Here is a 14,463-nt window from a genome sequence, read left to right as displayed (position 1 = left end):
CTTCACCTCCAGCCAGGGGTGGCGGCTCCGGGGCGGACCCGCCAGAACCCCGAGTGCCCCGGGCCGTACGTCCTACGCCGTCACAGACTCGTCAGGATCTGCGGCGACAGCTCTTTGATCAGAGTGTCGGTCCAGCGCATCTGGCGCAGCGTCTGCGGATGACACTCCGAAGCCAGCTCCAGCAGCTTGGTGTCCTTCGACGCCTGGGCGGCCTGGGCCAGCATCTCCCAGTGCAGTGAGTTCTCCGCGGCGGCCAGGTGCAGTTCGCACAGATCACGCAGGAGCAGCAGCCCCGGCTCGGGCCGATGCCCCGCGGCCTGCGACGCCTTGCTCCTGAGCGTGGCGAGCAGACCGTCGGACGGGTCATGCGGACCGCCGAGACGCAGGCCGTGATCGGCGGCGAGGTCGGCGAGGCGTCGCACGTGGGCGTTCGACCAGGCGGCCAGGTCGGTGGCCACATGGTGGATCTCGTGCTCGACGGCGTGGCGCTCGGCCATGGTCACGAGGTCGTGCGCCAGCCGTCGTTCGCCGTGGTGCAGGACGCGCAGGGTGAGGGTGATGCCGTTCACGGGGTGCCTTTCCGAGGGACGACCCGGGCCGGTTGTCCGGGCTCGCGGGACGCGTACGCCGCCCGTCCGCCGGCCGTGGCCGGTACGGAGCCCGTGACCGCCGGAGCCGACGCGGTGGTGGTGGGGGCCGGGGCGCACGCGCTGTGGCCGCGTGCGACCAGGGTGACCGCGGCGGCGGCGGTCTTGAACAGCGGCTGCTTCGACGCCGGGTCCCAGTCGGTGACCGTCGTCTCGTTCGCCGCTCGCCCCGGCTCGTCGCCGCCCGGACCGTTCCCTTCCTTGGTGTCCCAGTAGCCGTAGTGGAAGGGAACGAACAGCAGCCCCGGCCGGATGTCGCTCACGCGTACCCGTGCCTGCAGGGATCCCCGCGCGGTGGTGACCGTGACGAGATCGCCCTCGACCAGTTCGAGGCGGGACGCGTCCGCGCCGCAGACCTCCACCCACACCTCCGGCGCGGCGCGGTCGAGCTGGGGTGTCCGTCCGGTCTTGGTCCGCGTGTGGAAGTGGTAGAGCGTGCGGCCCGTCGACAGCTGGAACGGGTACCGCTCACTCGGCATCTCGTGCGGCGGCACATAGGCGGCGGCCCTGAGCACGGCCTTGCCGTCCGGGTTGAGGGAGCGGTACTCCACCGCGCTGCTCGTGGCCCCGGTCTCCAGGTCCTTGCCGTAGCTCTCACAGACGTCCGGGTGGGCCCAGGTGACGCGGTCGGTGTAGAGCCGCTCGGTTCCCTCCGGCGCCTGCTCGGTGCAGGGCCACTGGATGCCGCTGCCGCCGCGGAGCCTGTCGTAGGACAGCCCCGTGTAGTCGCAGGGGCGGCCGGCGCTGCAGCGCTGCCACGCCTCGAACGCCGCCCGGGGATCCCGCCAGCCGATCAGCGGCTCGCCGTCCTTGTCGCGGAAGTCCATCCGCCGGGCGTAGTCCAGGAAGATGTCCAGGTCGCTCCGGGCCTCGCCGGGCGGCTCGACCGCCTTCTCCGACAGGTGCACCGTACGGTCGGCGTTGGTGAGCGTGCCGGTCTTCTCCCCCCAGGTCGCGGCCGGCAGGACGACGTCGGCGAGCCGGGCGGTCTCCGTCAGGTACAGATCTTGCACCACCGTGAACAGCCGTTCCTGCCTCAGCACCGAGCGGATCCTGGCCAGGTCCGGCAGGGAGACGGCGGGGTTGGTGCCGCTGATCCACATCATGCGGATCGAGCCCTGCTCGGCGTACCGCACCATCTGCATCGCGTGCGTGGGCGGCGCGTAGTGCGGGATCCTCGAGGGCTCGACGTTCCACACCCGCGCGAGGTCGGCGACGTGGGCGTCGTTCTGCCAGTTGCGGAAGCCCGGCAGATCCCCGTTCGCGCCGCACTCGCGGGTGTTCTGGGCGGTGGGCTGGCCGTTCATCTGCAGTACGCCGGCGCCCGGGCGGCCCAGCATGCCGCGGATCAGGTGCAGGTTGTTCACCTGTACGGCGGCCGCCGTGGCCTGGTGCGACTGGTAGACGCCCTGGAGCACGGTGGACAGCAACGCGTCCGCCGTACCGAGGATCTCGGCCGCCTCGGCGATCCGTGCGGCCGGAACGTCGCAGATGCGCGCCGCCCACTCGGGTGTGCAGCCCGCCACCCGCTCGGCCAGCTCGTCGAAGCCGACGGTGTGCGCCGCGACGAAGTCGTGATCGACCCGGTCGTGCCGGATCGTCTCGTGCAGCAGCGCGTTGAGCAGCGCGACATTGGTGCCCACCCGGGGCGCCAGGTGCACCGTCGCATGCCGGGCCACCCGCGTGGGCCGGGGATCCACGCACACCAGGCGCGGCGGGTCGGCCCCCTCGAGCCGGTCCAGCACCCGCATCCACTGCACGTCCTGGGTCTCGGCCAGGTTGTGGCCGAACAGAGCGATCACGTCGGCGTGGTCGAAATCGTCGTAACTGCCCGGCTGCCCGTCGCAGCCGAACGACTGCTTCAGCGCCTCCGCGGCTGTCGACGTGCACAACCGGGTGTTGCCGTCGAGATGGTTCGTGCCGATCCCGGCCCGGGCGAGGACCGCCAGCGTGTAGTACTCCTCCAGGAACAGCTGACCGGTGGTGTAGAACCCGATCGCCCCGGGCCCGCGCTCCTTCAGCAGTTCCCGGGAGCGGGCGGCCACCAGCTCCATCGCGGTGTCCCAGTCCGTCTCCGTCAACCGCCCGTCACGCCTGACGAGGGGCCTGGTCAGCCGGTCCGCGGCGGCGTTCGCCTGCCAGCCGAACAGGTCCTTGGGCCCCAGCCTGCCGCGGTTGACCCGGTCCACGGCCCGGCCCCGCACGCCCGCCATACGGCCGTCGACCACGGCGATGTCCATGGCGTCGCCGTCGGAATGCAGGATCGACGCCGACTGCACCCACTTCTGTACGCTGCCGGGCTCCACCCCGTCCGTCAGGTACGTGTCCACCCTGGCCGGCCACGGCTCATGACGCCCGTACGGCGAGCGATCGCCCCACGGCCGCGCTATCCGGTCCACCGCATTCCCCATGCCACCCTCCCGGCCACGAGCCGTCCGAGCGTCGGACCGACCGGCCCCGAGTACCCCCGGCCACAGTCCGCCAACGTCACCGGGCCGCCCGGTGGGTGTGGACAGGACCTGTCCTTGGAACCCGCACCGTCGACGCAGGCGGACGACTCCCCAGGAGGCCCACGTGACCGACGCCGTCGACGAGGTGCTCGCACGGGTGCGCGGGGAGGTGGCCGACCGGGCGGAGCGGCTGTGGGAGGCGGGCTGCGCGCTGCACGCCGATCCGGAGTACGCCTTCGAGGAACACCGGGCCGCGGCACTGCTGTGCGCGGAGCTAGGGCCTGTGTCGAAAGTGGCGCCTGCCGGGCGACGCCTGGCACGCTCCCCCACTGCCTTAAGGGCGTGGGAGGTGCCCCCACTCGCCGCACCGGGCGAAAGCCCAAGTACATCCAGTACGAGGGCTTCCGCCCGGCACGCCGAGAGCACGCACCAACGCAGTCATCAGCCTCCCCCACTCTCGGCTTCGCTCGAGCGGGGGGACCCCCATCGCGGCGGGCGCCCGGCCCGCCCTCCGGGCGAACGACGCCACTTTCGACACAGGCCCTGGAACGGGAGGGCTTCGTCGTCGAGCGGGGCGTCGCCGGACTGCCGACGGCCTTTGCCGCCCGGGCGGGCACGCGGTCCCGGCCGGCCGTGGCCCTGCTGATGGAGTACGACGCCCTGCCCGGCCTCATCGACGCCCTCGCGGCGCTCATCCAGCTGTTCAACACCCTCGCCGTGGTCGGACGGCGACTGCCTCAGGGCTCGCACGTCCAGGGCATCATCACGGACGGCGGCCGGGCGACGAACGTCGTCCCCGAGTACGCGGAAGGCATCTTCGGACTGCGGGCGGAGACGACCGCCACCCTGAAGGATCTCGCGGGCGAACTGCTCACCTGCGCGCAGGGCGTGGCCCGGGCCACGGCGACGACCGTCACGGTCGAACGCGCCACGCCCCGCTACGAGCACTTCCGCGACAGCTCGGTCCTCTCCGGACGGTTCGCCCGCCACCTGGCACGCGCCGGCCTCGGCGTGACGCCACCCGAGCCGGGCGTGTACCTGGGCTCCTCCGACATCGGCAACGTCAGCGGGCGCGTGCCCGCCATCCACCCCTTCGTCGCGATCATGGATCCGGACGGCTCCGACCACACGCCCGAGTTCGCCGCGGCGGCCGCTTCCGACCGCGGCCGGCAGGTGATGCCGGCGGCCACCGAGGCGCTGGCCTGCACGGCGGTCGAGGTCCTGCTGCGCCCGGACGTGCGGGAGCGGGCGTGGCAGGACCTCGAGGCCGCTGCGCCGTGAGTCGCCGGGGAACCGTCACGTCACCCGGTGTCGCTGTCGGTGTCGCCGTGGGTGTGCAGCTGGTACACGTTGAACGCCCGCCGGATGACCGGCTGGGCCACGTTCCGCACCCGTACGCCGCCCGCGGTCATCCCGTGCTCCGTGCCCGCGTGGGCGTGGCCGTGGACGGACAGGTCGGCGCCCGCCACGTCGATCGCCTCGGCCAGCAGATAGCTGCCGAGGAACGGATAGATCTCCGGCGGCTCACCGGCGAGGGTGTCGGCGACGGGGGAGAAGTGGGTGAGGGCGACCCGTAGCGCGCAGCCCTTCCGGTCCAGTTCCTCCAACGCGGCGCGCAGTCCGTCGGCGCTGCGCCGGGTGTAGCGGACGAACTCCTTCATCAGCGGCTCGCCGAACTCCCCGGCACTGCGTCCGACGAATCCGCCGCCGAAGCCCTTGGTCCCGGCGATGCCGACGCGCGTCGCGCCGCACTCCACCACCGTGCCCTCACCCTCCAGCACCGTCACGCCCGCCTCCTGGAGGATGCCGGTGACCTTGTCGGGCTGCTCGTCGTGGTGGTCGTGGTTGCCGAGCACGGCCACGACCGGCACCGGCAGCCCCCGCACCTCCTGGGCCACCACCCGTGCCTCCTCCGGCGTGCCGTGGCGGGTGAGGTCGCCGGCCAGCAGCAGCAGGTCGGCACAGTCGGGCAGGGTCTCGAAGGCGGGCCGCAGCAGCCCCTGGGTGTCGGGCCCCATGTGGATGTCCCCCACGGCGGCGACGCGGATCATGGCAGGTCCTCCGCATGGTCGGGGGAGGCGTTGTCCGCCACCACGACATCGGTGTGCACGGCGAGCCCGGCCAGCGCCTCGTTGACGGTCCGCAGCACCGTCTCCCGGCACTGCACAGAGGGAACGGTGCCGGTCACCACCACCGCCCCGGCCCGCACCTCGGCCCGTACGCCCAGTTCGCTGAGTTCCTCCGCGGCGAGCCGGTCGCGCAGGTGGGCGACCCGGTATTCGACGTTCTCGGCCGCGGCGGCGTCGCCGGCGGTGCCCGTGTGGTCCGCGACGGGCTCGGTCATCACTGCTCCTCCTTCGGCCTGGGCGGAATGACCTCCAGCCGCTCCAGGAAGTAGAAGAACGCGTCCGGCATCGGGTCGCTCCCGCAGGCGCGGCGCACCGCCTCCCAGTCGACCTTCTCCCGCAGCGTGCGGGCGATGGGCAGCACCGCCCCGAAGTCGCAGTGGTGCTCGGAGAAGGCGGCCACGAGGCTGTGCACGAGGTCGGTCGGCGACAGGACCGGCATGAAGACCGAGTCGACCGACAGCTCCTCGGCCCGCGCCAGCAGTTCCGTCGTGACGGGTTGGTGAGCCAGTTCGAAGATGAGGTCGACCTGCTGTCCGAGGCAGTTGGCCTTCAGCAGCCAGTCCTCCGGCGGGGCGTACACCGGCAGGCCGGCCTCTCGGAGCGTCTCGGCGACGGCCTCGGCGTCCTCGGGCCGGAAGCAGAAATCGACGTCGTGCTGGAGGTTCTGGGTGCCGCCGTGGGCGTACACGGCGACGCTGCCGGCGAGGGCGAAGGCGTGACCCTTCCGCTTCAGGATCGAGGCGACCTGCTTGGTGGCCTGCAGGATGGCCTGGTTGCGGTCCAGGGGCAGATCCTCCGCGAGTGCCTCGTTCTGGGGGACGAGCTGGGGATCCCCCGAGGCCAGCCGCAGCTCCGCGACGCCGGCGTGCTGGTCGAATGCGTGGTCATCGGCGTGCCGCGTCACCGCTGCCCCCTTTCCTGGTCGGCCCGTCGTCCGGCCCGTCCCCGGGCACCGTGGTCGAAGGGCCGCGACGCACGCCCGAGTACCCGGTGCTCCGGCTTCGACACGAACGCCGCACAGAAGGCGCGAGGCTTCACTTTCCGTACTTTCCGGACGATTGATGGGCACTCGATCCTCATGGAGAGCAAGCACCAGCAGCCGGTTTCACAGCGTCAGCGGCAGCCGGTCCCGTCCGAGGAGCGCTCGGTCGTCGAGCGGCTCGTACCGGTCTGGCTGGAGGAGACCGCACGGCACGACAGCTCCGCTGCCCGCGAGGCCCGCGCCGGGTGGGAACAGGGCCGGCTCTCGGACGAGGCCGCCGCGAACCTGGCCCACTGGGTCACCGCCCGGGTCACCGACACGGGCTTCAACGAGGACGAGGGCCCGCACGCGGAGGGCCCCGTCCGGATCACTCCGGCGGACAAGGAGACCGTCCACCGCTGGCTGACGGCGCAAGGGCACACCATCTGACGTGCGGCGCGTGGAGCGGTGACCGGCTGATGTGTGGCGCGTGGAGCGGTGACCGGCTGATGTGTGGTGCGTGGAGCGGTGACCTGTCAGCGAGAGCCGGTCATCGGTACGACCTCCGGCGCCGCGATCGCCTCGACCTCCCAGGTATGGGACGTCGGCGCCGCCTTCTTGCTGACGACCAGGAGGGGCTCACCATGACCCACTTGGTTCCCGACGAGCGGCACGTCGTGACCCGGTGACCGGACGCGGCGCCCGCACCGCCCGTCCGGCGGTCGCGGGCGCCGACGCCGGCACCCGGTCGGTCAGGCGGGCAGCCTGGCCCGCAGGCGTCCGGCCGCGGCGGCGGGTCGCGCGGTGGCCTGGACCGAGCGGCGCACCAGGCCGGCCTCGCGCCGCAGGTCATGGACGGTGTGCCGGCCGCGCCACCGCAAAGAGGGCCGGCCGGCGGTGTCGTCGGCCGCGATGAGCAGGCCGCCGAGCATCGAGAGGTTCTTCAGGAAGTGGATGCGCTGCTGGGCCCGCTCGTCGTCAGGATCCTCTGCCTCCCAGAAGCGGTGTCCGGCCAGCGTGGTGGGGACGAGCGTGGCCGCGATGGCCAGGGCCGCCACCCGGGGCACCCGGCCGATGGCGAGCAGGACACCCGCCCCGACCTGGACGGCGCCGCTGAGACGTACCAGCTGTTCGGTGCGGTCCGGCAGCGCGTCGACGCGCTCGGTGACCGGTTGTACGACGGGTTCGGCCGCTGGCGCCACCTTCTCGGGCTCGCGAAGGGAGCTGAGTCCGCCGGAGACGAACATGGAGGCGAGCAGGGGGCGGCCGGCCAAGCGCAAGAGACTCATGACCCTCTCCAGAGTGTGGGTGCCTGCTGCCGTCCCCGGGTTCCCCGCCGGGGACGGGCTCATTCGACACCGACACGCCGTTGTGGAGACGGCGCCGTCGTCGTACGGCGCCCCGCCGCCGCCTCGAAGAACCACGCCATCCTCGGCTCCACCGCGAACCGGAAGACCCGGCGGACCGCAGAGGTGCACAGCAAGGTCACGACCACGGCGGCCACGACCGAGACGGCGGCCACCCCCAGCGGACCGTGCACGTAGTCGTACACATGGAAGGGCTTGACGCCCTGGACGACGAAGCCGTGCAGCAGGTAGCCGTACAGCGTGCCCGCGCCGAGCGCCGTGAACCACATGCGGCGTCGGGGCACCAGGGCGAGGAAACAGACCACCAGGACCGTGGAGCAGCCGAAGACCGCGAGCGTCATCACGGGCCCGGCCAACGCCGGCGCCCCGATCTCCTCGGCGCTGTCACGGTGGTAGAACCAGGCGGGGCTCATGTACGGGCGCGACCAGTAGGCGACGGCGAAGGCCGACACCAGGACCGGCACGGCCAGGACGCGCACGGCGCGATGCCGTACCAGCTCGAAGTGCTCCGGTTTCAGACACAGACCCAGCACGAAGTACGGCAGGAACTGCAGAGCCCGCTGCAGATCGAGGTCCTCGCCGATGCCCGACGACATGGTGGCCAGCATCGCGACGCCCAGCGCGAGCGGCAGCGGCCACCGCACGATCCGCCACAACGGGGTGGTCAGCCGCCAGATGAACAACGCCGCCAGGAACCACGTCAGATACAGCGGTTCGAGCAGGCTGATCGGCCGGTCCGGTGCCTGGTCGCTCCACCTCGTGAACAGGGTGTAGGCGACCTCGAAGATCACATAGGGCAGGGCCACACCGGTCACCAGGCGCTGGATGCGCCTCGGGGCCGCGTCGAAGCTGCGGGAGAAATAGCCGGAGATGATGATGAACGCCGGCATGTGGAAGGCGTACACCGTCGTGTAGAGGGCGGTGACGACTTTGCTGTCGTCGCGCAACGGCTCCCAGGCGTGTCCGACCGCCACCAGCACGATGGCCAGGTACTTCGCGTTGTCGAAGAACGCGTCCCGGTTCCCTGCCGGTTCGGGGGCGCCCGCCTCCTTGGCCGGCTCGGCGTGTCTTGCGCGGGTACTCGTCGAGGGATCACTCTGCGGCATCCCCGTCGGCTGACCGGTTCCGCGCCGCGCAAACGTGTGTTGCGTCACGCACCGGGCGGGCAACCCGTCTCTCCTGCGACGCGGCCACGAACACCGTGCCGTACTTCACACGCGCGGCCGACTGTCCCGCCCGGCCAGATGGAGGACGAGGGCCGCGATGTTCCAGGCGTCGTCCTCGCCACGATGGTGCCGGCCTTCGAGCGGCAGCCCCGCGATCCGCAAGGCCTGTGCCATCCCGGGGCGTTTGCGCAGACCGTGCGCCTCGGTGATCTCCGGTTTCGTCCTGCTCCGCCGCACCAGGGGCGGTTCCCGGTGAGGCCGGCCCGGACGGCGTACGGACGGCCGCTCGACGCGCGGAACGGCAGCATCGTGCCTACGCTTACTTCACGTGGGACACGTTTTCGACGAACTCGTGCAGAAGCAGCGGGCGGCGGACCAGGCGCACAACCGGGTCGACGAGCTGCGCCACTCGTACGGACCGCCCGCCGAGCACCAGTGGACCAAGCAGCAGACCGTCACGTACGAGACCGCGTGGCGGGCCTGGCGTGACCTCGACCGCGACGTGCAGTCCGCGGTGACGGAGTACGCGAAGGAACGGGGCCGGCCGCGGCGGGAAGTACAGGCGGACGTGCAGATGGCGGCCGGACGCGTCGAGCTGGGATAGGACGCGTCGAGCCGGCACAGGGGCCCGCTGCCCGACAGGGCGGCGGGCCCCTGTCTGTTGCCGTACCGGCAACTTCGTTTGCCCCTGGATGTGTCGCGACGGAGGCTTCCTGACGACGGGGCGTACGAGCCGCACGCTCGTCCGCACCCGTCGACGACCAGCCGTGTTCCGTCCAGGAGGGGACCATGACCGACATCCGACCCACGCAGGCCGCCGAATTCTGGGAGGCCCGCTATCAGGGCGTCGAGCGCATCTGGAGCGGCCGCCCCAATCCGCTGCTCGTGCGCGAGGTCAGCGGCCTGGCACCGGGTCGCGTGCTCGACCTGGGGTGTGGCGAGGGAGCGGACGCGGTGTGGCTGGCCTCGCAGGGCTGGCGGGTCACGGGCGTCGACATCTCGCGTACGGCGCTGGAGCGCGCGGCCGGGCACGCCGCCGAGGCCGGAGTGGGGGACCGCATCGTGTGGGAGCGGCACGAGCTGGGCGTGACGTTTCCGGAAGGCTCCTTCGACCTGGTCAGCGCCCAGTTTCTGCAGTCCCCGGTGCGCCTGGACCAGGACGGAGTGCTGGGGCGGGCCGCCGCGGCGGTGGCGGAGGGCGGCACGCTGCTGATCGTCATGCACGCCGGATGGCCGTCGTGGCAGGACGAACCGCCCTTCGACGCCGAGTTCCCCACGCTGGAGAGCACGCTGGCGGCACTCGCGCTGCCGGAGGAGAGCTGGAGCGTGGAAACCCTGGAGGCGGTCCGCAAGCAGAGTGTTTCCCCGGAGGGGGTCGAGGGCTTCCGCGACGACAACGTGTGGCGGATCCGGCGTACTGGCGCCTGAGCTCATGAGCGGCGGCAGCCTGGGGCCACCTGCCCCTGGCCGTCCGTCGTCGGTCACCTCGCCCTGGCCGTCCGTCGTCGGTCACCTCGCCCTGGCCATCCGTCGTCGGTCGCCCCGCCATGGCCGTCCGGCGTCCCTCGCCCTCCCCGGCCGCCCGTCGTCCGTCCCCCCCGCCCCGGCCGTCAGCCCAGCTCAGCCAAGGCCTCACCCACGACTTCGTGCGCGACCTCCAGCGCCGCCGCACGGTCCTCGGGTACCAGACCAGCCCGATACGGGTGCGCCGGTCGAGCAGATCGTCAGCGTCGAGCGCCCCCTCGTGGCGTACCGCCCACAGGAGTTCTGCTCGAGTGACCGGATGCCCCGGCAGCACGGGTTCGCCGAGGCGGGGGTCGCGGGTGCCGAGCGCGTGGACGGCCGGTGCCTCGGTGCCGTAGCGCCCCACCAGGCGGTCCGGGGTCCGCAGGGCGCCGAGGACGTGGGGCGGTGCGGCACCGACGAGCGGGAGCGAGGCCGTGGGGGACGGGCCGGCGGTGAGGCGCCGGGCGGTGACGGCGGCGTCGACGGCGTCCTCGGCCATGCGCCGGTAGGTGGTGAGCTTGCCGCCGACCACGGTGATCACACCGTCCGGCGAGGTGAGCACGGCGTGTCGGCGGGAGAGGTCGGCGGTACTGGCCGCCGTACCGTCGGGTGTCGTGTCCAGCAGGGGGCGCAGCCCGGCGAACGCCCCGACGACGTCTCCGCGGTGGACGGGGACGTCCAGGACGCAGCCGAGCACGTCGAGCAGGAAGCCGATGTCCGTCTCGGGCGCCTCGGGCACGTCCGGGACGGCGCCCTCGACGGGTTCGTCGGTGAGCCCGAGGTAGACCCGGCCGTCGCCCTGGGGCAGAACGAGGACGAAACGGTTGCTCTCCCCGGGGACCGGGACGTGCAGCCCCGTGGGCAGCGGGCCGAGGTGCTCCGAGCGCAGCACGAGGTGGGTGCCGCGCGACGGCCGTATCCGGATGCCGTCGACCAGATCGCCCGCCCACACGCCGGAGGCGTTGACCACCGCGCGGGCCCGGATGTGCCCTTCCCGGCCGGTGAGCTCGTCTCGGATCCGGGCGCCGGACCCGGTGAGCTCCAGGGTTGCCCGGACGCGGGTCAGGATCCGGGCGCCGTGGGCGGCGGCGGTGCGGGCGAGCGCGGTCACCAGGCGGGCGTCGTCGGTGAGCCGGCCGTCCCAGGACAGCAGGCCGCCGCGCAGGCCGTCGGCGCGCAGCACGGGCGCCAGGTGGCGGGTCTCCACAGCGGACAGCCGGCGCGGCGCGGGCAGGGTGGCCCGGGCCGTACGGGCGGTCAGGCGCAGGGCGTCACCGGCGCGGAAGCCCGCCCGGGCCAGGGCGGCCTGACCTCGGGAGACCAGGGGAGTGAGGGGAAGGACGAACGGCTGGGCGCGGACCAGGTGAGGTGCGGTGCGCTCCATCAGCACGCCGCGCTCGACGGCGCTCTCGTGGGCCACGTCGAACTGGGCGGAGGCGAGGTAGCGCAGCCCGCCGTGGATGAGTTTGGAACTCCAGCGAGACGTGCCGAAGGCCAGGTCGTGGGCGTCGACGGCGACGACCGTCAGACCGCGGGCGGCGGCGTCCAGCGCGGCTCCGGCACCGGTCGCGCCGAGTCCGACGACCAGGACGTCCACGGCGGGTCCGTCGGCTGTGTCGGCCAGCTCGCGCGAACGCCGTGCGGCGGACAGGGACGACCGGTTCATGGCGTCAGGGTCCTCTCCAGGATCGTCCGCAGTTCCGTGAGGAAGGCCGTGGCGCTCAGCTCGGCGTCGTCCTCCTCGGTCATGGTCCGCAGGGACAGGGTGAAGGACTGCACGATCAGCAGCAGGGACCGGGCCTGCCGTTCGACGTGGCCGGCACGTACCGATCCGTCGGCGTGGCCCTCCCGCAGGTCCTCCGCCAGCAGCCCCAACAGCGCGTCCTGGCTGGCTCCGCGCCGGTCCAGTACGTAGGGCAGGAGCAGTTCCGGATCGACGTCGACGATCTTGCGGAAGAGGGGGTGGGCGCGGAAGCCGTCCACGCCGGCCACCAGCCCGTCGACGATCAGGCGCCGTGTGTCCACCCCGGGACGCCGCTCGGGCCTGGCCCGGGTGGCCACGCCGGCCCACTCACGGGTCATGAGATCGCCGACCAGGGTCCGCACGTCGGGCCAGCGCCGGTACAGCGTCATCCGGGAGACACCCGCGCGGCGGGCCACGTCGGTCAGGGTCGTGCGGCGGACCCCGACGGCCAGGACACAGTCACGCACCGCGTCGAGCACCGCGTCGTCCGAATGGTTGTGACGAATAGGCGTCATGTGTCACAGTGTAACGCCCCGTGAGGGGGCCAGGAACGGCATCTCGACAATCGGTGAGGACGACAGCCATGGACATGCTGTGGAGCGGCTGGGGCGACCCGGCCAAGGCCCAGCCGTTGCCGGATTCGGTGATCGGGCTGTTGCGCGAACTGCTCGGAGTCAAGCCGCGCGGCGCGGAGCCGGTCGCCCTGGAGGACATTCCCGTCCCCCCGTCACTACTGGACCCGGCCGCCCACCACGCCCTCCTCACCGCCCTCGGAGGCGGTGAGCACGTGCGCACCGACGCCGAGACGCGAATCCGGCACACCCGCGGCAAGTCCACCCCCGACCTGCTCCGGATGCGCGACGTCGACGTCGACGATCTTCCGGCGGCCGTCGTCCTCCCGGCGAGCCACGACGACGTGCTCGCCGTCCTGCGGACATGCGCCGAACACGGCCTGGGACTCGTCCCGTTCGGCGGCGGCACCTCCGTGGTCGGCGGCCTAGTAGGACTCCGTTAGGTCTTTCTCGATCTTGGCGTTGTGTAGGTCCTGGTGGGCAGGGTTTGGTGGCAGGTGGTGCAGATGCCGGTCCAGCACCTCAAGACGTCCTGGAGGGTCTCGAGGACTTGGTAGAGGGTGAGACCGGCCCGGGCACTTTTGGGGCCAGGCGCTGTTCGGTGAGGAAGGCGTGGGCGGCGGTCACGAGGGTGACGTGGTGGTGCCAGCCCGGCCAGGAACGCCCTTCGAAGTGGTCCAGGCCCAGGCCGTGCTTGAGTTCGCGGTAGTCGTGCTCGATGCGCCAGCGGACCTTCGCCAGACGGACCAGGTCGGCGATCGGAGTGTCGGCCGGCAGGTTGGACAGCCAGTAATCGGTCGGCGCCTCGGCGCCGGAGGGCCATTCGACCAGCAGCCAGCAGTCGGGCAGGATCCCGTCCCACCAGCCCTGTCCGGCCGAGGCCGCAGCTTTGATCGGGCGCTCGACGGCCTTGCCGGCGGGACGGACACGCACGGCGGCGAAGCGGGAACGTAACTCCCCTCTCGAGCCGTGCCGCCAGGTGAGCGGGGTGAATGCGTCTTGATCAAGGCCGGCGGCAAGGGCCGCCAAGGACGGTGCTGGATGCCGGTAGCGGGGCTGTGGCCAGCAGCCGACATGCCCGTTGCGGGCTGGGGCCTCAGGCTCCGCGTCCAACGGATGGGCGGTCACATCGCCGCGGACGGCCAGCACGTAGGCGACTTGGCGGTCGGACAATGCGGCTCGCAGATGCGCGTTGGTGCCGTAGGCGGCGTCAGCCACCACAGCCGGCGGCCTCATGCCCCAGCCGGCGAGCGTGTCGAGCATGTCCAGGGCCAGGCGCCACTTCTCGCGGTGCGTGACGTCCGCCGGGATCCGCGCGAGGTCCCGGCGGACGGTGTCCGATACCCACTCCTCAGGCAGGAACAGACGCCATTGCAGCGGGCAGGAGGCGGTGTCGGTGGCGGCGTGAATACTGACCGCGACCTGGCAGTTTGCTCTCTTTCCCAACGCTCCGCAGTACTGCGGAGCCACCCCGGCCGACATCCGGCCGTCCTTGGGCACCGACACATCGTCGATCACCCACGCCGCCGGACCGATCAGCGGCAGCATCCGTTCGCAGATCCTGCGCTGCACCGGCACCGGATCCCACGTGGACTGGTTCACGAACTGCTGCAGGTTCTGCTCGTTGCCGTCCGGTAATCGCGAGGCCATGGCCTGGATGGACTTGCGCCGACCGTCCAGCATCAGTCCGCGCAAGTAGCAGTCGCCCTTGGCCCGCTGGTCCTTCCGCGGCACCGAGGCGAACACATCCGCCACGAACAGCGCCAACTTCGCCCGCACACGGTTCACTTCATGTGCATCCACCCAACCCAACATGCTCCCGAACAGGCCCGACCGGAAGACCTAACGGAGTCCTACTAGTGCCCCGACGGGCAACGTTCGCCCCGTCGCGACGCCCGGCACGTGCTCTCGCCGCACCGGC

12 protein-coding genes and 4 pseudogenes are annotated in these 14,463 nt (G+C 72.0%); 5 read left to right on the top strand and 11 right to left on the bottom strand.

What is annotated here, in order from left to right; translation table 11 throughout:
* Positions 1-80: 80 nt before the first annotated feature.
* Together Q4V64_RS02375 and Q4V64_RS02370 are read right to left on the bottom strand one after the other, a co-directional pair.
* Positions 81-569 carry a hypothetical protein gene (locus Q4V64_RS02375; protein ID WP_124436911.1) on the bottom strand — a complete coding sequence of 163 codons (489 nt, stop codon included), beginning with the start codon at positions 567-569 and terminating at the stop codon, positions 81-83.
* Positions 566-3,058 carry a nitrate reductase gene (locus Q4V64_RS02370; protein WP_124436910.1) on the bottom strand — a complete coding sequence of 831 codons (2,493 nt, stop codon included), beginning with the start codon at positions 3,056-3,058 and terminating at the stop codon, positions 566-568. The genes Q4V64_RS02375 and Q4V64_RS02370 overlap by 4 nt, the downstream gene beginning before the upstream one ends.
* A gap of 582 nt (positions 3,059-3,640) precedes the next feature.
* Between Q4V64_RS02370 and Q4V64_RS02365 the strand changes: the two are divergent.
* Positions 3,641-4,378, top strand: a pseudogene (locus Q4V64_RS02365) (hypothetical protein); the annotation flags it as partial.
* 20 nt (positions 4,379-4,398) lie between these two features.
* Here Q4V64_RS02365 and Q4V64_RS02360 read toward each other — a convergent pair.
* The 3 genes from Q4V64_RS02360 to Q4V64_RS02350 are packed head-to-tail and all read right to left on the bottom strand — an operon-like array spanning position 4,399 to position 6,130.
* Positions 4,399-5,148 carry a metallophosphoesterase gene (locus Q4V64_RS02360; protein ID WP_124436909.1) on the bottom strand — a complete coding sequence of 250 codons (750 nt, stop codon included), beginning with the start codon at positions 5,146-5,148 and terminating at the stop codon, positions 4,399-4,401.
* Positions 5,145-5,441 (bottom strand): BON domain-containing protein, encoded by a 297-nt coding sequence (locus tag Q4V64_RS02355; protein ID WP_124436908.1) that lies wholly within the window; start codon positions 5,439-5,441, stop codon positions 5,145-5,147. Before Q4V64_RS02355 ends, Q4V64_RS02360 begins: the two co-directional genes overlap by 4 nt.
* Entirely contained in the window at positions 5,441-6,130 is a 690-nt protein-coding gene (locus Q4V64_RS02350; protein ID WP_124436907.1) for a nucleotidyltransferase family protein, read from the bottom strand. The genes Q4V64_RS02355 and Q4V64_RS02350 overlap by 1 nt, the downstream gene beginning before the upstream one ends.
* Positions 6,131-6,304: 174 nt before the next feature.
* Between Q4V64_RS02350 and Q4V64_RS02345 the strand changes: the two genes are divergently transcribed.
* On the top strand, positions 6,305-6,637 hold the full coding sequence (locus Q4V64_RS02345) for a hypothetical protein (RefSeq protein WP_124436906.1): 333 nt from the start codon (positions 6,305-6,307) through the stop codon (positions 6,635-6,637).
* 302 nt (positions 6,638-6,939) lie between these two features.
* On the opposite strand, the gene Q4V64_RS02340 is transcribed toward Q4V64_RS02345, so the two are convergent.
* From Q4V64_RS02340 to Q4V64_RS02330, 3 genes and pseudogenes are all read right to left on the bottom strand, one after another.
* Entirely contained in the window at positions 6,940-7,476 is a 537-nt protein-coding gene (locus Q4V64_RS02340) for a DoxX family protein (protein ID WP_124436905.1), read from the bottom strand.
* A 59-nt stretch (positions 7,477-7,535) separates the two neighbouring features.
* A complete protein-coding gene (locus Q4V64_RS02335) occupies positions 7,536-8,660 on the bottom strand; it encodes an acyltransferase family protein (RefSeq protein ID WP_253266648.1) in 1,125 nt (374 codons plus the stop codon).
* Positions 8,661-8,765: 105 nt separating this feature from the next.
* A pseudogene (locus Q4V64_RS02330) lies at positions 8,766-8,927 on the bottom strand (DNA polymerase III); the annotation flags it as partial.
* A 121-nt stretch (positions 8,928-9,048) separates the two neighbouring features.
* On the opposite strand from Q4V64_RS02330, the gene Q4V64_RS02325 reads away from it, so the two are divergent.
* Both Q4V64_RS02325 and Q4V64_RS02320 read left to right on the top strand, forming a co-directional pair.
* Entirely contained in the window at positions 9,049-9,324 is a 276-nt protein-coding gene (locus Q4V64_RS02325) for a hypothetical protein (RefSeq protein WP_124436904.1), read from the top strand.
* A 185-nt stretch (positions 9,325-9,509) separates the two neighbouring features.
* On the top strand, positions 9,510-10,148 hold the full coding sequence (locus tag Q4V64_RS02320) for a class I SAM-dependent methyltransferase (RefSeq protein WP_124436903.1): 639 nt from the start codon (positions 9,510-9,512) through the stop codon (positions 10,146-10,148).
* A gap of 182 nt (positions 10,149-10,330) precedes the next feature.
* On the opposite strand, the pseudogene Q4V64_RS02315 reads toward Q4V64_RS02320, so the two are convergent.
* Positions 10,331-11,892: pseudogene (locus Q4V64_RS02315) on the bottom strand (glycerol-3-phosphate dehydrogenase/oxidase).
* A complete protein-coding gene (locus Q4V64_RS02310; RefSeq protein WP_124436902.1) occupies positions 11,889-12,485 on the bottom strand; it encodes a TetR/AcrR family transcriptional regulator in 597 nt (198 codons plus the stop codon). The pseudogene Q4V64_RS02315 and the gene Q4V64_RS02310 overlap by 4 nt, the downstream one beginning before the upstream one ends.
* A gap of 68 nt (positions 12,486-12,553) precedes the next feature.
* Here Q4V64_RS02310 and Q4V64_RS02305 point away from each other — a divergent pair.
* Positions 12,554-12,970, top strand: a pseudogene (locus Q4V64_RS02305) (FAD-binding protein); the annotation flags it as partial.
* A 94-nt stretch (positions 12,971-13,064) separates the two neighbouring features.
* Here Q4V64_RS02305 and Q4V64_RS02300 read toward each other — a convergent pair.
* On the bottom strand, positions 13,065-14,345 hold the full coding sequence (locus tag Q4V64_RS02300) for an IS701 family transposase (protein ID WP_303708850.1): 1,281 nt from the start codon (positions 14,343-14,345) through the stop codon (positions 13,065-13,067).
* Between the last annotated feature and the right edge of the window lie 118 nt (positions 14,346-14,463).

This window comes from Streptomyces sp. NL15-2K (assembly GCF_030551255.1).
Taxonomy (GTDB): Bacteria; Actinomycetota; Actinomycetes; order Streptomycetales; family Streptomycetaceae; genus Streptomyces.
The sequence above is the reverse complement of the archived record's forward strand: the minus strand, read 5'-3'. Positions and strand labels throughout refer to the sequence as shown.

Bases quoted from the DNA above. Each gene is read 5' to 3' on its own strand.
- Q4V64_RS02370 (WP_124436910.1), bottom strand. From the start codon at position 3,058: ATGGGGAATGCGGTGGACCGGATAGCGCGGCCGTGGGGCGATCGCTCG.
- Q4V64_RS02360 (WP_124436909.1), bottom strand. From the start codon at position 5,148: ATGATCCGCGTCGCCGCCGTGGGGGACATCCACATGGGGCCCGACACC.
- Q4V64_RS02355 (WP_124436908.1), bottom strand. From the start codon at position 5,441: ATGACCGAGCCCGTCGCGGACCACACGGGCACCGCCGGCGACGCCGCC.
- Q4V64_RS02345 (WP_124436906.1), top strand. From the start codon at position 6,305: ATGGAGAGCAAGCACCAGCAGCCGGTTTCACAGCGTCAGCGGCAGCCG.
- Q4V64_RS02340 (WP_124436905.1), bottom strand. From the start codon at position 7,476: ATGAGTCTCTTGCGCTTGGCCGGCCGCCCCCTGCTCGCCTCCATGTTC.
- Q4V64_RS02335 (WP_253266648.1), bottom strand. From the start codon at position 8,660: ATGCCGCAGAGTGATCCCTCGACGAGTACCCGCGCAAGACACGCCGAG.
- Q4V64_RS02320 (WP_124436903.1), top strand. From the start codon at position 9,510: ATGACCGACATCCGACCCACGCAGGCCGCCGAATTCTGGGAGGCCCGC.
- Q4V64_RS02310 (WP_124436902.1), bottom strand. From the start codon at position 12,485: ATGACGCCTATTCGTCACAACCATTCGGACGACGCGGTGCTCGACGCG.